The sequence below is a fragment of the Alphaproteobacteria bacterium genome (assembly GCA_004295055.1).
GTDB lineage: Bacteria > Pseudomonadota > Alphaproteobacteria > SHNJ01 > SHNJ01 > SHNJ01.
Genome location: SHNJ01000029.1, coordinates 1 through 19,551 on the forward strand (window position 1 = coordinate 1; position 19,551 = coordinate 19,551).

The window sequence follows — 19,551 nt, forward strand, 5'->3', positions numbered from 1 at the left end:
CGAAGTCCTTGGCGAAGGTCAGGAAATGATCGATATTTGCGATTTTGCGGTGGGCTTGTCGCGCCAATTGTACGGTTTAACGATTGCATCGGAGCGCCCGAATCACCGAATGATGGAAACCTGGCACCCGTTGGGCGTGATCGGCGTGATCAGCGCGTTCAACTTCCCGGTTGCGGTTTGGTGCTGGAATTTTGCGCTGGCGATCGTTTGTGGCAATGCGGTTGTTTGGAAACCGTCGGAAAAAACATGCACTACCGCGCTCGCATGCCAGAATATCTGGGATAAGGCCGTTAAAAAATTCAATGCCGCGCATGGCAACAAAGCGCCGGATCATTTATCGCTGTCCATTTATGGCATGCGTGAAGTCGGTGAGGCCTTGGTCAACGATAAACGCGTGCCATTGATCAGTGCCACGGGTTCCACCCGCATGGGCAAACAAGTCGCGCCAAAGGTGGCGGAACGCATGGGCCGCAGCTTGTTGGAATTGGGCGGAAACAACGCCATGATCGTCGCGCCAACGGCCGATTTGAATTTGGCTGTGCGGGCAATTTTGTTCGCCGCCGTCGGTACCGCCGGTCAACGCTGCACCACTTTGCGCCGGTTGATCGTGCATGAATCCATTTATGCCAAGGTTTTGGAATCGGTGAAAAAAGCCTACGCATCCGTGCGTGTTGGCAATCCGCTTGAAACGGGCACGTTAATTGGCCCCTTAATCGACAAGGCGGCATTCGATAATATGCAGCACGCATTGGACGCAGCCAAAAAACAAGGCGGCAAAGTGCTGTTTGGCGGCGAACGCGTATTCGAAAGCGTCTATCCGCAGGCTTTTTATGTCAGCCCGGCGATTGTCGAAATGCCATCGCAAACCGATCAGGTGCGCGAAGAAGTATTCGCGCCGATTTTATATGTGATGAAATACACCGACCTTAATAATGCCATAAAAATGCAGAATGATGTTCCTCAGGGCCTATCGTCCTGTATTTTCACCAATGATATGCGCGAGGCGGAATTGTTTACATCTTCCTTGGGCAGCGATTGCGGCATTGCCAACGTCAATATCGGCACATCGGGTGCGGAAATTGGCGGCGCGTTCGGCGGTGAAAAAGAAACCGGCGGCGGCCGCGAGTCGGGAAGCGATTCTTGGCGCAATTATATGCGCCGCGCTACCAATACGGTCAATTTCGGCACGACCTTGCCATTGGCCCAAGGGGTGCAATTCGATATTTAACGGAACGGTGTAATGAAACGCATAATAATCAGTTTGTTTGTGACAATGGGGTTGATCTGGCCCGCATTGGCGGACGAACAGGGCGGTTATGCGATTTTGCTGAAATCGTCGACCAGCCCTTATTGGATGACGATGGCGCAAGGATTCAAGGATGCCGCCGAACAAATGGGCATTCCATATCAAATGCATATCAGCGATGCCAAAACCACGCCCGATGCGCAATTACAAACTTGTCTTTCGGCACTGGAAAAGAAACCGGAAGTGTTGATGGTCGCGGCGATCAATGAAACTAATTTGCTGCCGTGTTTGCGCGCCGCCAGCGAGCAGAAAATCCAAATCGTCGATATCGACAACAGTCTCGATCACAAAGAAGCCGAAGGCAAGGGCGTGAAATTGGCATTCAGCATTGGATCGAACAATGTCGCCGCTGGCGAGCAAGCGGCGGATTACCTTGCCCAAGCGATTATGCCGATGGAATCGGGAGACATTTTAATCGTGCAACGTCCGAACGGACGCGCGGTCGATATTCAACGTATTCACGGATTCCGCAGCAAAATGGGCGGCCTGCTGCCTAAAATGCGATTGCTGCAAATGACAGCGCCAACGGATTCCCCGCACGGGGCAGCCAATGTTCTGGGCCATGCAATTGCCAAATATCCGAATATTGTCGCGGTGTTTGCAACCGAAGATCGTCTGGCGCTGGCCGCCAGCGAGGCAGCAAAATCGCACGGTAAGAATATTGTTACCATCGGTATCGGCGGCGAAAAAGAAGCGCGCAATTCCGTTTTTGAAAGTAAATTGAGTGCGACGGTGGCGCAATTGCCGTATTTGATCGGCAAACAATCGGTTGAAGTCGCGCATGATTTGCAACAAGGCGCAACCCCGCCGCCGGTTATTTATGCGCCGACATTATTGATCAACGACGATGTGTTGAACAAAAAAAATAATCACTTGTTGCGGTATGTGAAATAACTATTCCGGTAAAAATTCGCCGAGATCGCGAATGCTGCCGCCGTGATACATAATATCCAAAATTTGCCGCATTAAACCGTCCGGGCCGGGCAGGGGCTTGTTATCGTCAATACCTGGAATTGGCTTGTAAACGATTGGTGCCGCCGATTTATTTCCGGCCAATGTAACTGGTTTTACAAAACCATCGTCGTTATTCGCATAATATAAACCGCGCATGGTTTCGGCGTATGGGTTGGCGCTGCGGCCCATATTGTTCCATGGCGCGCTGTGCCAGCGTTCGGTGAATGCAAAAAACGCCGTCCAATTCCACATTTTTTCAAGCCCCCACATCCGTGCAGCCGTGGCGGTTGCCACATAGGGCCGCGCAATATCTTCCATCACGCGGTTGCCGAATCCTTGGCCGGATTCGATTTGGGTTTTGATCAATGGCATCGCGGCGCAATGATATTCGCCATTGGCATCGGGCAACTGCTCGGTGTGATCGTTGATCGCGCCGCCATCGCGGTATCCATCCGGATCGCGAATATCGGATGGGCCTTTATCGCAGCTATGCAGCAAATAATGATCATATCCAAACGCGCCCTTGCCGCCGAAATTTCCGCCAGCCAAACCATAAGTCGCGCCGAACAAAGCAAAATTATCATTGCCGATAAATGTATGCCCGTCTTCCTGGAAATAATTCTGTACTTTTTTGCCATAAGGCAGCACCGCGCCGATACCGGAGTGGGTGAAGCCGATATGATACATACCCGCGTTCTTCAGCATGCGCCCGGCGATTAGAATCGGCAATTTATGGCCCAGATTGCGGTCGGTTTGCGCGAACCACATCCGGCCATTTTGCAATAATCCATATTGATCGATGCCATATTGAATCAACGGCGCCAAAACTTTCAGGCGTTTTTCCATCGCTATATCTTGCAGTGAAAATAACGCGGCGCTGACAATCATATTGCTGATCTGAACGCTTTCGGTTTTGGCATTTAAATTCGCGCGTGGGCGCAAGGCTTGCGGCGATACTTGCGGCAATCCCAATTCAATCCATGGTCCGTTGAAATTCGCGGTCAAATCGGCCAGATCCGGCGTTGCGGGAATGACCGGCAATTTCGGCAAGGCAGGCAAATCCAATTGCGCCACCGTATAAATTGGCTTATCGCCCATCACATAAGGCGGACGGAAAGAATATTTTTCTGGTATGCGCGGCAGCACGGTTAGAATTGCGGCGCTGTTTAAACAATTTGGACGGCAAATCGCGCGGCTGGATGATTTGATAATCGATACGGGTTTATCGGCGCCATTGATGGTAATTGGCAAAGTTTGATCAGGCGTTGAAAATCCAGCGGCGCGGCTGTCAAAGTTATTTTGATAATGATTGGGATCGACCGCGAATCCGTTGCGCGCGTTGTCGCCATCCGCCGTGAAATCCGGCGTCATGCGTTTGATGGTAACGGGCGCAACCACCCAATAACTGCCATCGACAAATTGTCCGCATGGACGCGGCGTGGCAAATTCAAACGTGATTTTGGAAACATCCGTATATCCTGGAAAACTCATGGTAACGATGCTGCAATCTGCGGCACCTTCGCCGCCCGGTAAATCGGCATCGGCATAGGCGAGGGGCGTATATAAAAATAACAAAACGATCACAATACGGATAACGGGCATGCGGGAACACCAGGATTGAAGCGGCTAGAAAAAGCGGATTGCAACCCTTGCAGCATAAAATATGGAGTTTAAGAAAACTTTAACTGCCAACAATAAATTATGGGTATTTAACATCATGAAAACACAACAAAAAACCCGGCTGGGTGCAGCCGGGTTCGTTGTTTCATGCGTTACGTTGCGGTTAAGCAGCGTCGGATATCTTCTTTTCCAGTTCGCTAATTTCTTGCTTCACAGTCAGCTTTTTCTTTTTCAGTTCCGAGATTACGAAGAAATCCGGCATCGGGCGTGCGCTCTCGACACGAATAGCTTCATCCAAATTAGCGTGCTTAGCACGCAGAGTGATAATACGGTCATTGATCAAGGTCATGGCCTCCGTGGTTGATGTGGTTGTGTCCATCTTTTTTCTCCCGCCGATCACAATCGGTAAGTTATTGTAATATAATAACTTTTTATAATAATGGGCCGCACCCCGCACTGGCGGCACACATTACATCTTATGCTATTGATATTAATTTTTCAACAAACTTAGGTACAAAAATTATTACAGTTTTAGGTAATTTTGTAATCGTTTCCGGGTCATTCGCCGCTTTTCTGCGCCGCTGCACCGCGTCGCAGATGTGCATAAGTGGCGAATAACTCAGTTAATTTTATGTGGGGCTTACGCAAAAAATCAATATGGATTACCGGGGTGTGCGTTACCCCTTATTAAAAGAAATACCGGGCCGCAATAAGGTTTTAGTTGGATCAAATTCTGCAAAAATCTCGTCAAACTCGCCCGATACCATCATACGATGTAACGAATTATTGAACAGGCTTTTTAAACCATCTTGCTCCGGCGCTACACCAAAAGAAAAAGTGAATAGCTGCAACGGTTCGGTACTCATAGGTTTTAATTTGCCGGGGTTGTTTTTATTAAATTCCTCATAAATAGAAGGCGTAATGTAAACCACATCCGCTTTTTTGGCGGCCACGCTTACTAACATGTCGGAAAGTTCGGCATTGGTAAGCATATGATGTTTTGCTTTGGGGAATCTTTTTTGGGTGATAGCGGTTGCCGCCGTGCCTTCTTGGCCGGATATAGTAATAGAAGCATCATTAAATTGTGTATGCGAATGGAACCGATTATCGTCGCCGCGCACATAGGCATACATAGGAACAAATACAAATGGATCACAAGAATCAATCAGCATTGCGCGCGGCATGTTAATTAAGCTTGCGCAGATTGCATCATACTTACCGGTTGCAAGATCTTGGCCCATCATGGCGAAATTGGAAATCGTTTCCCATTGCACTTTGATATCGAAATCAGCGGCAAAACGCTCAACGATACGAATCACGATACCGGTGCGTTCTTGGGTGTTGGGATTGTAAATGGTAAAAGGCGGCTCTTCGAACCATCCGGCCTTTAAAGTACGTGTACGCAATAAACGTTGATAGGCGGTTTCTTGCGATTTTGTGGCGCCGGAATCTTTGCCATCCATTGTGGCGGCGGTAATGGCGGCCACTGGCGCGGCGATCATGCCGATACCCAATGTTTTAAAGAAGTCGCGTTTATGCGTAGATTCCAATTTTCCAGACATGATTCACCTATTGAATTATTTATCGCCCAAACAAATCCCAAGACCCCGGGCGGTTTTGAGTGGCGCGCCATCAAGTTCCACCGCGCGGTACGATGCAATCGCTTCGCTGATCGGAACGTCGCGCACGGTACGATTTTGCCAAACCACGATACGATCGAATTTTCCTTGTGCCACCAAATCCACCGCGTGAACGCCAAACGACGATGCTAACATGCGATCCAGTGCGCTGGGTTGGCCGCCGCGTTGCACGTGACCCAAAACCGTTACACGCGTTTCGGCGCCGGTTTCTTGGGCAATGCGTGTGCCTAAATATTGGCCGATGCCGCCATAGCGCACTTGGCCGTCGGCGAATTTATGCATGACCGGCTCATTTTTCTCGGTCTTCACGGCTTCGGATACGACCACCAATGCGAAATTCCGCCCGCCTTTGCGCAGGTTTTCGATTTTATTTTTCACGGCGGCCATATTCCACTGAATTTCTGGAATCAAAATAATATCCGCGCCTCCCGCAATCCCGGATGTCAATGCGATATGGCCGGCATCGCGTCCCATAACTTCTAAAATCATCACGCGGTGATGGCTGGCGGCGGTTGGTTGTAAACGATCCAATGCCTCGGTCGCAACCTGTACGGCGGTGTCGTACCCAAGCGCGTTTTCGGTCGCGCCCAAATCGTTATCGATGGTTTTTGGCACGCCGACAAAATTGATTCCGCCTTGTTGCGCCATCCGGCGCAAAATCGCCATCGATCCATCGCCGCCCATGCTGATCAATGCATCCAATCCCAATTCGCGGTAACCGGCGATGACTTCATCGCTACGGTCGCGTTTGCTGCCGTCCGGCATTGGGTATGCGAACGGATCGCCGGAATTCACCGTGCCTAAAAATGTGCCGCCCATGCGCAGTACGTTGGTATCGACATCTTTCACGGTTAATTTCTGATACCGCATCGGGCGGTCCATCAAACCCTTGGTGCCGTCGTTAATGCCGTAAACTTCCCAGCCATAATGTAGTGTGGCGTGATGCACGACTGCGCGGATAACCGCATTGAGACCGCTGCAATCGCCGCCGCTGGTTAAAACACCGATACGTTTAATTTTGCTCATAATATTGCGAAACCTTAATGATTTTGTTGTTATTTATCCTTTTACTGGTAAAGCAAAAATCATTGCATTGCAATATTTTAGCTTGAGATTTTGCGGAATAGCCGTGCAAAATTTCGTTGAAATTTCCAAAAAATTGTTATATAAGAATAGTTTAACTAGTGTCGCTTCGGGCCCAAACCCAATAGCGCCGCCGAATGGTATTGCACAAATGGATAATATCGAAGTCTTGCGCGAAAAATTGGATCAATTGCGGGTCGAACACCGTGATCTTGATGGCGTGATTTCGCAAATGCAGGCTGAGCGCAGTTTCGATCAATTGCAATTGGCGCGTTTGAAAAAACGCAAACTCGAAATTAAAACCCAGATCGCTTCTCTGGAAAGCAAACTCATTCCCGATATTATCGCCTAGTATTTCATGAAAAAATCTAAAACCAAAAAAAGGACCCGAACCATGCAGGGCAAAGACGTGTTTTTTTCCAAAACTCCCGGCCGTCCGGTAGTGGGTATTATTATGGGGTCGACCAGCGATTGGGAAACCATGTGCCACGCGGCGGAAATGCTGGATGAATTTGGCGTGCCGTTCGAAGCGCAAGTCGTATCGGCGCACCGGACGCCGCAACGTTTATTCGATTATGCCAGCACCGCCGAAAAACGCGGATTGCAAGTATTGATCGCCGGCGCTGGCGGCGCGGCGCATTTGCCGGGCATGGCGGCATCATTGACCGCATTGCCAGTATTCGGCGTTCCGGTGGAAACCCAATCGTTGAAAGGCCATGACAGTTTATTATCTATCGTGCAAATGCCTGCCGGTATTCCGGTTGGGACGTTGGCGATTGGTAAAGCAGGCGCGAAAAACGCGGCATTGCTGGCGGTTAGCGTTTTGGCTTTGTCGGATAAAAAGCTCGCGAAAAAACTGGCGCAGTTCCGCAAATTGCAGACCGCAGGCGTGCCAAAAAATCCAAAGGGAAAGATTGTACATCCTAAATTGAACAAAAGGCGCGCCGCATAAATGATCGCGCCAGGTTCCACCATCGGTATTTTGGGCGGCGGCCAGTTGGGCCGGATGATGGCCATCGCCGCATCCGAAATGGGATACCGCACGCATATTTTTTGCCCCGAATCCGATCCGCCGGCGGGGCAGGTGACCAATTTGGTCACGATTGCCGAATACGAAGATAAAAAAGCATTGGATGCGTTCGCGAAATCGGTCGATGTCGTCACGCTGGAATTTGAAAATGTGCCGGTCGAAACGGTGGAATATTTATCGAAAAAAGTTCCTGTTCGTCCGGGGGCAAATGTTTTGAAAATAGCGCAAGATCGCTTGCTGGAAAAAGATTTCGCGCGCGGCCTTAAAATTCCAACCGCCAAATACGAAGCTGTTGACAGTTTCGAAGATCTGCAAAAAGCCGCTGATAAAATCGGCCTTCCTGGAATATTGAAAACGCGGCGCATGGGGTATGACGGTAAGGGCCAGTTTAAAATCAAGAAAAAATCCGATTTGGAAGAAGCCTGGAAAGCACTGGGCGGCGTGCCGTTGATCTTAGAAAAAATGGTCGATTTCAAATTGGAAGTTTCGGTGATTGTCGCAAGATCGCCTAGCGGTGAAGTGGTGACTTATCCCGTGGTTGAAAACCGGCATAAAAATCAGATTCTGGATGAAACCATCGTGCCTGCGCCGATTTATCCTAAGCTTGCAAAGAATGCAACCCTGATGGCGCGCAAAATGGCGCAGCAAATCAAATTGCAAGGTTTGATGGCGGTTGAAATGTTTGTCGGCAACGATGGCGTGATTTATATGAATGAAATCGCGCCGCGCCCGCATAATTCCGGCCATTGGAGTATTGATGCAGCCGTTACATCGCAATTTGAACAATCGATTCGCGCCGCCTGCGATTTGCCGCTTGGCAGTGCGGCGATGCTGGCTCCGGCGCGCATGAAAAATCTGCTGGGTGATATGATCGATCAATTCGCGACTTATTTAAACGACCCATGCGCCAAATTGCATTTATATGGCAAGGTAGAAGCGAAACCCGGCCGTAAAATGGGCCACGTCACGCGGATTATGAAAAAGTAACGCGTTTATAAAGATAGATTAAAAAAATCCGCGAGTTTCTTTTCCAAGGCCGATTTCAGTCGAATCGATTTCGGCACGATCATCAATGTATTATCGCCCGCTAGCGTTCCTAGCAATTCCGGCAAATCTTGCTCATCGATTAACTGCGCGACCACATTCGCGCTGCCGGTGCAGGTGTGCACCAAAATCAATTGCTCGTTCGATGTAATATGGGTAACCAGATCGCGGATGGTTTGATTGCGGCCAATTTGGCTGGCGGTATGCGGGATGCGGTATATTGCTTCGCCCTTGGCGTTCAAACTTTTTACCGCGCCGATTTTACGCAATGCGCGCGAAATCGACGATTGATTGGCCGCAAGTCCTTGCTTGGAAAGCATGGATATCAAATGTTGCTGCGTTCCAGCTTCGCCCGATTGAATAATCTGCAATAATGCGGCGGACAGGGACGGTTGCGGTTTGGCTTGCGGCATGAATTCTCCTTATGCATAAAACTCGCATAAAATATAATTAAACGCATAATATGTCAATAGAAACGCATAAATATCAATGGGCTAATTGCGTTTCTTGCATAATTATGAGAAATTGCCTTCGAACAAAACGTAACAAACAAGGATATACAATGAAAAACAGTACCGGGGTGGTAGGAGCATTATCGACCGCATTCACCATTGTGATGGTTGGGTCGAGTGGACATAAAATTGGGCCAGTGGTTAAGGCGCCATCGTTGGAGTTTGCCGGCGCGGTGGTTGAAACTTATAAACAGCAATTGGCCGCATGTAACATAAGCGGAAAAATCAAAGTTATTGATCTACAAAAAAGGCAAGTCACAAAGCAGGCCATAAAGGCTTATGCTGCGTGGTCTAAGCAAAAAACCATGGCTGCGTAAGTAGTTTAAATGACCGCAATCGCCTACCAATCCGCGCTTCCCGCACAAACTTTACCGGTATCTCCGGCAAATGCCGTATATGCGGTTTGTCATACGCCGTTTTTCGCCATTAACGCAACCAACAACAGCCATATGAGTGCAGGTGAGCGCGTTTATCATGCCGATCCAGAAGCCTATAGCAAGCTGACACAAACACAATTAAAAGGCGCGCATCGTTTAATGCATCGGTTTTTGGGCGCCGCTTTGGAATATGTCGATCCTAATCCGCATTTGGCCGATCAAGTATATACCGCCGATCCAGGCATGTTTCATATTAACGGCGACGGTGAGTTGATTGCAGTATTATCGAATTTCCGGTTTAAAGATTATCGCGGCGGCGAAGTAAAGCATTTCCGCGCGGTTGCAGAAAAATTGGGCGCGACCATCGTACAAATTCCGGATCATTTACATTGGGAAGGCAGCGGCGATACAGTTGTTATTCGCGATCCAAAAACGCAAGCTATCCAAGCGTATTTAATGGGATGCGGTCCACGGTCGGATGAAGGCGCGGCGGCATTTTTACAAGATGTTTTGAAAGTTCGCGTGGTTCCAGTGCCGCTGCGCGTGGCCAGTTCGCCATCCGAACAATCCGGTTTTCACATGGACACGGCCACCATGCAGCCAGGATCCGAAGCCGGGCATTTGGTTATTCACCGCCCGGTCATTACCGAAGAAGGTCTGGCACGGATTAAATCGGTCGTACCGGAATCCTTGTGGTTGAATATTTCCGATCATGATGCGACGGCGATGGGAACCAATGGCGTTGTGTTGGGCAATAAGGTTTTATTGCACGATGTGGATTCCAAAGATCCCACCGCAGTAGAATTAGCCAAATTGGCCAGCAAAGCTGGCGTAGATTTGACTGCTTATGCCTTGAGCACGAAATACAAACGGCAATTGGGTGATATTGGCTGTAATGTGAAAACAACTGATCTGACCACAATCATTCTGGGCGGCGGCAGCGGCAAATGCGGATCGAATCCGGTTACTAATGCGGTATCGCAACGCGCTTTGCATTTATGGCTGCAAAATCGTAATAACCAACGCGCGTGCGCCTAAGCCGCGAATTTTTTCAGAAAATCGAATCCCGCCTTAAACGTTTCGCGGTTTTTGAACGCTGCCTTGATTTTATGGATCGCCATCACATTGTCGATCCTGCGCGATAAAAATTGCCAAGTATCTTCGTAATCTTCCGATTCATCGCGCAGCCAGAACAATAATGTCGATGTATATACGCCGGCAAGCAAGGTGCGCTTGGTATAAAAATTCCAATCGGTCGATGTATCGCTAGCCGCGCGCCAGATAATATCGCAAGTATCGTATAAGGTTTTCAGCGATAAATCGGCGTACATTGGCCGCGCAGTCAAAAGCACCGCTTGTTTTTCCGCGTCGCGATACGGCGTCAGCAATTCTAATTTCTTGCGCACTCCATAGGAAACTTTCTCGCGTATCTTCCATTGCTTCTTCGGCAAGTCGCGCAATTTTTCGGTCAATTGTTCATTGCCCCAGGCCAGAAAATATTTCAACAAATCGCGTTGCGGATTGCTGAACAACAAATGGGCTTTGTTGCGATCCATTTTTATATCGTCCGCGCCGGCGTGAATCGCCGCCAGACTGAATCCGTGTTTGCCTGCGTGTTTCAAAGACGCCAAAAATAATTGCTGTTTTTGATCGGTGATTTTTGGGCGCGCCGCGTTCCGTTTTGCCTGCTGCGCCGGGCGTTTTACCGATTTTACGGGCTTTTTAGCCGGTTTTTGGGCCTTTTTCGCGGTTTTACGGGTGGATTTTTTAACCATTTTTAACAAATCCTTGTGATAATACAATGCTTTAGAATGGGTTTGGCAAATGTGCTTTGCGGCTTTTATTTAGCATGAAATATGCTAAAAGCAAAGTCCACCTAATTTCTGGCGTGGCCAATAATGGATGCGCCAAATTTAACATTAGAATGGAGCTGATTAGAGTGGAAGTTATCGTACGCGATAATAACGTCGAACAAGCGATGCGGGTTTTGAAGAAAAAACTGCAACGCGAAGGCGTTTTCCGGGAAATGAAACTGCGCCGTCATTATGAAAAGCCGTCGCAACGCAAAGCCCGCGAGAAATCCGAAGCAGTCCGCCGTTTGCGCAAATTGCAACGCAAAAAATTGCAAACCGACGGTTTTTAATCGTTGTGTTTAAGATTTAAATGAAAACCCCGCCAATGTGCGGGGTTTTTGTTTGCCGATTGTTATTCGGTGTGCCGCCCTTTATATTCTTGATATGAACAACATTGTCGAAATTGCCATTATCGTCGGGCCGATATTTTTATTGATGGGCGTTGGCGCCATTTTGCGGCGCCTGGTGCGTAAGGAATTATTGTGGACGCGCGCGGAAAAATTGCTGGTCAATATCATGCTGCCGATTTTGATTATCTATGTCATTTCCGATATCAGAAGAGTCCATGATTACCATTGGGCATTGGCGCAATTGGTGCTGGCAATCACGGTAATTGCCGGTTTGTTGGCGGCCGGTTGGATGAAAATGCGTGGCGCGGATCGCCAGGCGATAACCGCCGCGATGCAAGGCGCAGCGCAGCATAATATATTTATTGCGGCATCGGCGGTGTTGTTCGGTTTTGGTTTCGATGGGTTAAAGGCGGCGATGTTTATCGCCTCGGTTTTAATTCTGGTCATTAATATTGGCAATGTGTTGTTGGCGCATTTTACCGGCACGGTGATGAATTTTAAAACCGCTTTGAAAAAGGCGATTTTAAATCCGCCGGTTATAGCCAGTTTAATCAGCTATTTTATGATATCGGAATATATTCACTTGCCGGATTCCGTGAATGATCCGGCCGGTGTCATCGCGCAAGCCACTTTGCCGTTTGGATTGATCTTGGCCGGCGCGAAATTGATTGGTGCCAATGGGCCATTGCCATGGAAACAGGCGGCGCCATTCGCGGCAATTAAGGTAATTATAGTTCCAGCCTTGGCGGCGTTTATGGCACCGTTTCTTGGCGTAGTGGGCAGCGGCGCGTTTGTCGGTGTTGCCCTGATCTTCGCAGTCTCCCCTGTAACGTTCAATGTATATGCCGAAGGATCAAAGGCAGATCCCGCGCTCCAAATGGCTATTCTGCGTTTGCAAACGCTTGGGTTTATTTTAACCCTGCCATTCTGGTTGGAGTTGACCAATTACTTACAGTAATTTTTGATCATAAAAAACCCCGCCAATGGCGGGGTTTTTGTTTATCTAATCAAGGGCGATTAATGGCTGCTGCCACCAACCGATTTCACGACTTCCTCGGTGACTTTCTTGGCATCGCCGAACAACATCATGGTGTTCGGGCGGAAGAACAATTCATTGTCGACGCCCGCATAGCCTGACGCCATAGATCGTTTGATGAACAGCACCGTTTTGGCCTTTTCGACATCCAAAATCGGCATGCCGTAAATCGGCGATTTTGGATCGGTTTTCGCGGCCGGATTGGTAACGTCGTTCGCGCCGATAATGAATGCCACATCGGCCGATGCGAAATCGCGGTTGATATCGTCCAATTCAAACACTTCATCATATGGCACGCTGGCTTCGGCCAATAACACGTTCATGTGGCCTGGCATGCGGCCGGCAACCGGATGAATCGCGTATTTTACGTTCACGCCTTCGGCCTTTAACAGATCGGCCATTTCGCGCAACGCATGCTGTGCTTGCGCAACCGCCATGCCGTAACCCGGCACGATGATCACGTTCGCTGCGTTTTTCATAATGAACGCGGCGTCTTCGGCACTGCCGGATTTAACGACTTTATCGCCCGATGATGTGCCTGCTGGACCGGCAGCAGCACTATCGCCGCCGAAACCGCCCAGGATTACGTTGATGATCGAACGGTTCATGCCTTTGCACATAATGTACGATAGAATCGCGCCCGATGATCCGACCAAAGCGCCGGTGATGATCAACAAATGGTTGTTCAGGGTAAAGCCTGTTGCCGCCGCCGCCCAACCGGAATAGGAATTGAGCATGGAAACGACAACCGGCATGTCCGCGCCGCCAATCGGCATGATCAGTAAAATGCCGATCAGGAACGAGGCCGCGACCAGAATCCAGAAAATCGCCGGAGAAGCGCTGGCGAAGAACAACAAGATCAATCCAGCAATGCCAAGTCCGATCAAAGCATTCAATTTATGCTGACCGGGGAATACAAGCGGTTTGCCCGAAACAATGCCTTGCAATTTGCCGAACGCGATAATGGAACCGGTGAAGGTGATCGCACCGATGGCAACGCCAAGACCGATTTCGATCAGGCTGGACTGATGGATATGATCGCCTTCCATAATGCCAAACGCCGCTGGCGCATATACCGCCGCACCGGCAACCGCAACCGCGGCCAAACCGACGAGGGAGTGGAACGCCGCCACCAATTGCGGCAAGGCAGTCATTTGAATTTTCTTCGCGGTAATGGTGCCGATCACGCCGCCAATGGCGATCGCAATGGCAATGTCCAGGAATCCACGCATGCCTGGCATCATCAGGCTGGTGCCGATGGCAATCGCCATACCGATCATGCCATACCGGTTGCCGCTTTGCGCGGTTACAGGATGGGACAAACCGCGCAACGCCATGATAAAGCAAATGCCGGATACTAGGAAAAGAAAGGTGGATAAATTCGCGCTCATAATAAACTCCTACAAATAACCGGTTACTTCGCTTTTTTCTTGAACATTTCCAGCATGCGCTGGGTAACGATGAATCCGCCGAAAATATTGACCGATGCCAAGGCAACCGCCAATAACCCCAGCATTCTTGCCATGCCATCTGTCGCAAGCCCGGCCGCCAGAATCGCGCCGACGATAATCACCGACGATACCGCGTTGGTGACCGCCATCAATGGCGAGTGCAACGCAGGGGTAACGCGCCAAACGACATAATATCCAACGAAACAGGCGAGGGCGAATACGGTAACGCCGACCAGGAATGGCGAAACCATGCTGTGCTGCGCGGCTTCGGCCATTTGCAGCATTTGGCCCAGTTCGCTGGCTTTTTGCGCCATTTGCGTCAACTGGTCGGCAGCGGATAAAACTTCTTGGGATAGGGACGACATGAAAAACTCCTTTTAAACTAAGCGGCTTTGGCGCTGGCGAAGGTTGGATGCACGATCGAACCGTTATGGGTCAACAACGTGCCCTTGACGATTTCATCGTTCAAATCCAGTTTCACCGATTTGGTTTCTTTGCTGATCAGCGTCGATACGAAATTGAACAGGTTGCGGGAATATAGCGCGCTGGCATCGGTGGCGATGCGGCCCGGTAAATTGGTGTAACCGATAATTTTAACGCCGTGTTTTGTTACAACCTTGCCTGCTTCGGACAGCGGGCAATTGCCGCCCGATTCGACCGCCATATCGACAATCACCGAACCCGGTTTCATATCGCGCACCATTTCCTCGGTAATCAGCACGGGCGCCGGTTTACCTGGAATCAATGCGGTTGAAATCGCAATGTCGGTTTTTTTCAAGGTTTCGTGGATTTTCAACGATTGCTTGCGTTTGTAATCCTCGCTCATTTCTTTGGCGTAACCGCCAGCGGTTTCCGCGTTTTTCGCAGCGTCATCATCGACCTCGACGAATGTCGCGCCAAGCGATTGCACTTGTTCTTTCACGGCAGGACGAACGTCAAATGCCGATACGATCGCGCCCAAACGGCGGGCGGTGGCGATCGCTTGCAATCCCGCGACGCCGGCACCCAGAATCAGGGCGCGGGCCGGGGCGATGGTGCCTGCGGCGGTCATCATCATCGGCAAAGCCTTGCCGAACTGTTCGGCGGCCTCAATTACCGCGCGGTAACCGGCCAGATTCGATTGCGACGATAAAACGTCCATGGTTTGCGCGCGGGTAATACGCGGCATGAATTCCATCGCGAACGCGGAGATGTTCGCGCTGGCATATTGGTTCATTTGTTCTTTCGCGCCATAGGGCGATAACATCGCAACCAATAACGCGCCGGCTTTGATTGCGCCCAGTTCTTCGCCTTCGGGGCGTTGGACTTTTAAAATTATATCCGCGCCGTTCGCGGCGGATTTTGCATCGGCGGCAATGGTTGCGCCGGCGGCGGTATACGCGTCATCGCCGATATGGGATAATTGTCCGGCGCCGGTTTCCACCACCACATTGGCGCCAAGGCCGATAAATTTTTTCACGGTTTCCGGGATCGCGGCCACGCGTGTTTCACCCGGGCGGCGTTCTTTGAGTACGGCAATTTTCATGAGACTTATCCTTTGATCAAAAACAGGGCATTTAATAAGTGTTCAAAGTATGCCGTACCCCCCAAACAGGGTAAAGGGATTACGCCCAAAACGGGTTTTTTCTTTATATTATGGTTACTCTGGGGCCGCAAAAAAGAAGCTACCCTCCCCTTGAGGGAGGGTCAAAAATGCATCCGCATTTTTGGGGTGGGGACTCCAGCCTATCTAATCGGTAGAATTTATAATATTTTCCACTGCATCCCCACCCCAAACCCGCCTTGTATTGGCGCAAGCCGTCATACCAACCCTTGCGCTCGGCGGCTTTGACCCTCCCTCAAGGGGAGGGTAATGGATTTTCTCGTAAGATTTTTGCCTGTCTCTTCGCCAGCGTTTTGACGTCAAAATCGGCGATTAATTCATGGAATAATTTGTACCAATTTATTTCCGCGTTCAGGTGGATGAATACCGAACCCAAACCCACCGCGGCGCGATCCATGAATACAAATTCGCGCGGTGGTTTGACGCCGCCGATTTTACGCAACTCGGCATGAACTTCGGATGCCACTTTGCGCCCCGCATCGCCGCTGTGCGTTTCGCTCATTTTTAAAACCTTGTCTTGCAGGATTGGGCCATATAAAAAATTGGCCCATTTATTCAACACGTCGATCAAATGTTTCGATGGATTCTTGAATCCCCATATTTTATAGGCTTCGACGGCCAATTCCGGTTTGTCATCCGCCAGGGCAAAATATAAATCGATCACGCCTTTGACGAAATCGGGGTTGAATACGCGCACGCATCCGAAATCCAGCAAGTTGATCGACAAATCCGGCCGCACGCTGTAATTGCCAAAATGCGGATCGCCATGAATAATGCCGTAATTATAAAATGGCACGTACCAGGCGCGGAACATGTGTAACGCCAGCGTGTTGCGGATTTTCAAATCCGATTTTTTGAAATCCAGGATCGGCTTTCCATCCAGCCAGTTCATGGTCAAAAGCCGTTTGGTGGAAAGATCGGCAATAGGCGCCGGGATATGCACATTGTCTTCGCTCGCGAGCATTTGCGCATATACCCGCATGTGCTTGGATTCCAGTTCGTAATCAAGTTCCTCGCGCAGCCGTTCGGAAATTTCCTGATACACGTCTTTGGTATCGACGCCGCCATGCATATTTTTGTAAATTTTTAAAATCAACGCGAGTTGTTTTAAATCCGCATCCACTGCCGATTCCATATCGGGGTACTGTAATTTGCACGCCAGCATTTTCCCGTCTTTGGAAACGGCTTTATGTACCTGGCCCAGCGATGCCGCTGCGGCGGCTTCGTGTTCGAACGATTTAAATAATTTCTGCCAATCGGGGCCCAGTTCCGCCATCATGCGGCGGCGCACGAACGGCCATCCCATCGACGGGGCCTGGGTTTGCAATTGGCGCAATTGGAATTCGTATTCTTCCGGCACCGATCCGGGGATGGTTCCCAGAATCTGCGCGATTTTCATCAATGGACCTTTGAGGCCGCCGAGCGCGTTTTTCAATGCTTGCGCCTCGGCCGATTTATCGATCTCCAGCCCTAAAAAACGTTGTGCCGCGCCTTTGACCGCAACGCCGGATAATTTTCCGCCAACGCGCGCGTACCGTTTGGCGCGGCTGATGGGAGTGCTGCGTTCGGTGCGTTTTTTTGGTTTTGGCTTGGGCATAGGATATGTATATCAGATTACCCTCCCCTTGAGGGAGGGTCAAAATCACCCATTTATTTTGCCAGCCGCCATGCCAACTCTGGCATGAGGTGATTTTGGGGTGGGGATGAGGTAGAAGAAATGAAAGTTTAGTGGAAGTGAGATAGACTGAAGTCCCCACCCCAAACCCGCCTTATATTTGCACAAGCCGCTACACCAATCCTTGCACCCGGCGGCTTTGACCCTCCCTCAAGGGGAGGGTAGCATTAACATCAACCTATCTTCTCTAACTCGTCGATAAAGCCACTAATGACGCCAAGCCCCTGATTCCAGAAATCCGGACGGGTGGCATTCAGGCCAAACGGACTCAATAATTCCTTGTGCCGCTTGGTTCCGCCAGCCTGGAGCAATTGCAGGTATTTTTCGGCAAAGCCACGGTTGGAATTTTGATACACCGCGTACAGCGAATTCACCAAACAATCGCCGAACGCATAAGCGTAGACATAAAATGGCGTATGGATGAAATGCGGGATATAGGCCCAGAAAACATTATATTCCGGCGCGAAATCGAAGGCAGAGCCCAGCGATTCGGTTTGCACGTTCATCCAAATTTCACCCAAGCGTTCGGACGACAGCTCGCCTTTTTTGCGTTCGTCATGTACTTGACGTTCGAATTCGCAGAATGCGATTTGGCGGACGACGGTATTGAGCATGTCTTCGACCTTGCCAGCCAGCATAATTTTGCGTTTTTTCGGATCGGTTTCATGATCCAGCAAGCTGCGGAACGTAAGCATTTCGCCAAAAACCGATGCGGTTTCGGCCAATGTCAACGGCGTGTCGGCCATCAGATGGCCTTGGGCCTGGCCGGCCAATACCTGATGCACGCCGTGGCCCAACTCATGAGCCAGAGTCATTACATCGCGCTTTTTGCCTTGGTAATTCAGCAGAATATATGGGTGCGCGGATGGCACGGTCGGATGCGCGAATGCGCCGCTGGCCTTGCCCTTGCGCGTTGGAGCGTCAATCCAGGTTTTATCGAAAAATCCTTTGACGATGCCAGCCAATTGCGGCGAGAAACTGCCATAAGATTCCAACACGATGTTTTTGGCGTCATTCCATGGAATCACGCTGTCGTCGGCGTCCGGCAATGGCGCATTGCGATCGTAATAGGCCATTTTTTTCATGCCCAGCCACTTCGCCTTCAATTTGTAATAACGGTGCGACAATTGCGGATAAGCGGCTTTGACCGATTTGATCAAGGCATCGACGACTTCGTCTTCGACGTAATTGGATAAATTGCGGCTGCTGATCGGGCGCGGGAATTTGCGCCATTCATCTTCGATCGCCTTGTCCTTGGCCAGCGTATTGGTCACGAATGCAAAGGTGCGGATGTTTGCCGCCAGAACATTCGCGAAAACTTTGGATGCGCTGGCGCGAATGGCTCGGTCTTTGTTCTGCATTAAATTTAAAATCTCGGCCTCGGTCAGATCCTTGCCGTCATACGGGAATTTCAATTCCGCCAGGGTTTCGTCGAACAGGCGGTTCCATGCGCTGCGCCCGGTGACGCGTTTTTCGTGCAGGATTTTTTCCAAATCGTCCGATAACTGATATGGCTTATACACGCGCACATCGCGCAGCCACGGGCCATATTTTTGCAGGGATTTCGCAGTCAATTGCTGGTCCAGCACATCATCCGGGATGCGATTGATTTCCAAGGTGAAAAATAACGTATGCGCCGAAATATCGGTCATCCGTTCCTGGCAAGTTTGATAAAAACGCGATAATTTCGGGTCGCTTTGATTGCCGGCATACACCAATTGCGCATACGACATCAATTTCGCCAGAATTTCATCGTTCTTTTCATAGCGGGCAATAACCTTCGCCAGTTCCGCGCCGCTTAATGTGCCAAGCCTTCCTTCGTATTCGGTCTTGATCGCGCGCGCTTCGGCATCGGCGCGTTTAAAGTCGGCTTCGATGGCCGCATCGTCGATCCCATTATACAAATCTTTCAAATTCCATTCCGGCAAGTTGCCAAGATCGGCGGTTTTGGTTTTAGTTGCGGATGATTTTGCCATGGGACCTTCCAAATTGATTGGCATCAAGAGATAATCCATAT

Annotated in this window: 20 protein-coding genes; 9 read left to right on the plus strand and 11 right to left on the minus strand. The window is 49.9% G+C overall.

Annotated elements, in window-relative coordinates; all coding sequences use genetic code 11:
* Both EYC62_06760 and EYC62_06765 read left to right on the plus strand, forming a co-directional pair.
* Positions 1-1,228 (plus strand): aldehyde dehydrogenase family protein (locus EYC62_06760; GenBank protein TAH33367.1); only part of this gene is annotated, 1,228 nt, incomplete at its 5' end.
* A 12-nt stretch (positions 1,229-1,240) separates the two neighbouring features.
* Complete coding sequence (locus EYC62_06765) at positions 1,241-2,200, plus strand: sugar ABC transporter substrate-binding protein (protein TAH33368.1); 960 nt, start codon at positions 1,241-1,243, stop codon at positions 2,198-2,200.
* Here EYC62_06765 and EYC62_06770 read toward each other — a convergent pair whose 3' ends face one another.
* The 4 genes from EYC62_06770 to EYC62_06785 form a co-directional block, all read right to left on the minus strand.
* Positions 2,201-3,862, minus strand: coding sequence for a hypothetical protein (locus EYC62_06770; GenBank protein TAH33369.1), 1,662 nt, complete (start codon positions 3,860-3,862; stop codon positions 2,201-2,203).
* 181 nt (positions 3,863-4,043) lie between these two features.
* Complete coding sequence (locus tag EYC62_06775) at positions 4,044-4,229, minus strand: DUF465 domain-containing protein (protein ID TAH33391.1); 186 nt, start codon at positions 4,227-4,229, stop codon at positions 4,044-4,046.
* A gap of 328 nt (positions 4,230-4,557) precedes the next feature.
* A complete protein-coding gene (locus EYC62_06780; GenBank protein TAH33370.1) occupies positions 4,558-5,442 on the minus strand; it encodes a transporter substrate-binding domain-containing protein in 885 nt (294 codons plus the stop codon).
* 15 nt (positions 5,443-5,457) lie between these two features.
* Positions 5,458-6,546, minus strand: coding sequence for an ATP-dependent 6-phosphofructokinase (locus EYC62_06785; GenBank protein TAH33371.1), 1,089 nt, complete (start codon positions 6,544-6,546; stop codon positions 5,458-5,460).
* Between the two features lie 208 nt (positions 6,547-6,754).
* Here EYC62_06785 and EYC62_06790 point away from each other — a divergent pair, with 208 nt between their 5' ends.
* The 3 genes from EYC62_06790 (at position 6,755) to EYC62_06800 (ending at position 8,620) form a co-directional block, all read left to right on the plus strand.
* Positions 6,755-6,955: a DUF465 domain-containing protein gene (locus EYC62_06790; GenBank protein ID TAH33392.1), complete on the plus strand. Its 201-nt coding sequence runs from the start codon at positions 6,755-6,757 to the stop codon at positions 6,953-6,955.
* 102 nt (positions 6,956-7,057) lie between these two features.
* On the plus strand, positions 7,058-7,555 hold the full coding sequence (gene purE, locus EYC62_06795; protein ID TAH33393.1) for a 5-(carboxyamino)imidazole ribonucleotide mutase: 498 nt from the start codon (positions 7,058-7,060) through the stop codon (positions 7,553-7,555).
* The gene (locus EYC62_06800; protein ID TAH33372.1) at positions 7,556-8,620 is read left to right on the plus strand and encodes a 5-(carboxyamino)imidazole ribonucleotide synthase; all 1,065 of its coding nucleotides are present in this window, start codon (positions 7,556-7,558) and stop codon (positions 8,618-8,620) included.
* Positions 8,621-8,625: 5 nt separating this feature from the next.
* Here the strand turns inward: EYC62_06800 and EYC62_06805 are convergent, their stop codons facing one another.
* A complete protein-coding gene (locus EYC62_06805; protein ID TAH33373.1) occupies positions 8,626-9,090 on the minus strand; it encodes a hypothetical protein in 465 nt (154 codons plus the stop codon).
* A 149-nt stretch (positions 9,091-9,239) separates the two neighbouring features.
* Between EYC62_06805 and EYC62_06810 the strand changes: the two genes are divergently transcribed.
* Together EYC62_06810 and EYC62_06815 are read left to right on the plus strand one after the other, a co-directional pair.
* Complete coding sequence (locus EYC62_06810; protein TAH33374.1) at positions 9,240-9,506, plus strand: hypothetical protein; 267 nt, start codon at positions 9,240-9,242, stop codon at positions 9,504-9,506.
* Positions 9,507-9,515: 9 nt separating this feature from the next.
* Positions 9,516-10,604 (plus strand): hypothetical protein, encoded by a 1,089-nt coding sequence (locus EYC62_06815; protein TAH33375.1) that lies wholly within the window; start codon positions 9,516-9,518, stop codon positions 10,602-10,604.
* Here the strand turns inward: EYC62_06815 and EYC62_06820 are convergent.
* Positions 10,601-11,341, minus strand: coding sequence for a COQ9 family protein (locus EYC62_06820; protein TAH33376.1), 741 nt, complete (start codon positions 11,339-11,341; stop codon positions 10,601-10,603). The genes EYC62_06815 and EYC62_06820 overlap by 4 nt on opposite strands.
* A gap of 164 nt (positions 11,342-11,505) precedes the next feature.
* On the opposite strand from EYC62_06820, the gene rpsU reads away from it, so the two are divergent.
* Entirely contained in the window at positions 11,506-11,709 is a 204-nt protein-coding gene (gene rpsU / locus EYC62_06825) for a 30S ribosomal protein S21 (protein TAH33377.1), read from the plus strand.
* Between the two features lie 94 nt (positions 11,710-11,803).
* On the plus strand, positions 11,804-12,727 hold the full coding sequence (locus EYC62_06830; protein ID TAH33378.1) for a hypothetical protein: 924 nt from the start codon (positions 11,804-11,806) through the stop codon (positions 12,725-12,727).
* A gap of 59 nt (positions 12,728-12,786) precedes the next feature.
* Here EYC62_06830 and EYC62_06835 read toward each other — a convergent pair whose 3' ends face one another.
* From EYC62_06835 to EYC62_06855, 5 genes are all read right to left on the minus strand, one after another.
* Positions 12,787-14,196 carry an NAD(P)(+) transhydrogenase (Re/Si-specific) subunit beta gene (locus tag EYC62_06835; protein TAH33379.1) on the minus strand — a complete coding sequence of 470 codons (1,410 nt, stop codon included), beginning with the start codon at positions 14,194-14,196 and terminating at the stop codon, positions 12,787-12,789.
* A 23-nt stretch (positions 14,197-14,219) separates the two neighbouring features.
* Entirely contained in the window at positions 14,220-14,621 is a 402-nt protein-coding gene (locus EYC62_06840) for an NAD(P) transhydrogenase subunit alpha (protein ID TAH33380.1), read from the minus strand.
* Between the two features lie 17 nt (positions 14,622-14,638).
* Complete coding sequence (locus EYC62_06845; protein ID TAH33381.1) at positions 14,639-15,781, minus strand: Re/Si-specific NAD(P)(+) transhydrogenase subunit alpha; 1,143 nt, start codon at positions 15,779-15,781, stop codon at positions 14,639-14,641.
* Positions 15,782-16,094: 313 nt separating this feature from the next.
* Complete coding sequence (locus EYC62_06850) at positions 16,095-17,456, minus strand: AarF/ABC1/UbiB kinase family protein (protein TAH33382.1); 1,362 nt, start codon at positions 17,454-17,456, stop codon at positions 16,095-16,097.
* 251 nt (positions 17,457-17,707) lie between these two features.
* Positions 17,708-19,510, minus strand: coding sequence for a M3 family oligoendopeptidase (locus EYC62_06855; GenBank protein ID TAH33383.1), 1,803 nt, complete (start codon positions 19,508-19,510; stop codon positions 17,708-17,710).
* Positions 19,511-19,551: the final 41 nt, after the last annotated feature.

What these genes read in the sequence shown, in the direction of transcription:
- EYC62_06830 (TAH33378.1), top strand. Translation starts at nt 11,804, where the DNA reads ATGAACAACATTGTCGAAATTGCCATTATCGTCGGGCCGATATTTTTA.
- EYC62_06810 (TAH33374.1), top strand. Translation starts at nt 9,240, where the DNA reads ATGAAAAACAGTACCGGGGTGGTAGGAGCATTATCGACCGCATTCACC.
- EYC62_06815 (TAH33375.1), top strand. Translation starts at nt 9,516, where the DNA reads ATGACCGCAATCGCCTACCAATCCGCGCTTCCCGCACAAACTTTACCG.
- EYC62_06850 (TAH33382.1), bottom strand. Translation starts at nt 17,456, where the DNA reads ATGCCCAAGCCAAAACCAAAAAAACGCACCGAACGCAGCACTCCCATC.
- EYC62_06780 (TAH33370.1), bottom strand. Translation starts at nt 5,442, where the DNA reads ATGTCTGGAAAATTGGAATCTACGCATAAACGCGACTTCTTTAAAACA.
- EYC62_06835 (TAH33379.1), bottom strand. Translation starts at nt 14,196, where the DNA reads ATGAGCGCGAATTTATCCACCTTTCTTTTCCTAGTATCCGGCATTTGC.
- EYC62_06790 (TAH33392.1), top strand. Translation starts at nt 6,755, where the DNA reads ATGGATAATATCGAAGTCTTGCGCGAAAAATTGGATCAATTGCGGGTC.
- EYC62_06840 (TAH33380.1), bottom strand. Translation starts at nt 14,621, where the DNA reads ATGTCGTCCCTATCCCAAGAAGTTTTATCCGCTGCCGACCAGTTGACG.
- EYC62_06775 (TAH33391.1), bottom strand. Translation starts at nt 4,229, where the DNA reads ATGACCTTGATCAATGACCGTATTATCACTCTGCGTGCTAAGCACGCT.
- EYC62_06765 (TAH33368.1), top strand. Translation starts at nt 1,241, where the DNA reads ATGAAACGCATAATAATCAGTTTGTTTGTGACAATGGGGTTGATCTGG.
- EYC62_06800 (TAH33372.1), top strand. Translation starts at nt 7,556, where the DNA reads ATGATCGCGCCAGGTTCCACCATCGGTATTTTGGGCGGCGGCCAGTTG.
- EYC62_06845 (TAH33381.1), bottom strand. Translation starts at nt 15,781, where the DNA reads ATGAAAATTGCCGTACTCAAAGAACGCCGCCCGGGTGAAACACGCGTG.
- purE (TAH33393.1), top strand. Translation starts at nt 7,058, where the DNA reads ATGGGGTCGACCAGCGATTGGGAAACCATGTGCCACGCGGCGGAAATG.
- EYC62_06805 (TAH33373.1), bottom strand. Translation starts at nt 9,090, where the DNA reads ATGCCGCAAGCCAAACCGCAACCGTCCCTGTCCGCCGCATTATTGCAG.
- EYC62_06855 (TAH33383.1), bottom strand. Translation starts at nt 19,510, where the DNA reads ATGGCAAAATCATCCGCAACTAAAACCAAAACCGCCGATCTTGGCAAC.
- EYC62_06770 (TAH33369.1), bottom strand. Translation starts at nt 3,862, where the DNA reads ATGCCCGTTATCCGTATTGTGATCGTTTTGTTATTTTTATATACGCCC.
- EYC62_06785 (TAH33371.1), bottom strand. Translation starts at nt 6,546, where the DNA reads ATGAGCAAAATTAAACGTATCGGTGTTTTAACCAGCGGCGGCGATTGC.
- EYC62_06820 (TAH33376.1), bottom strand. Translation starts at nt 11,341, where the DNA reads ATGGTTAAAAAATCCACCCGTAAAACCGCGAAAAAGGCCCAAAAACCG.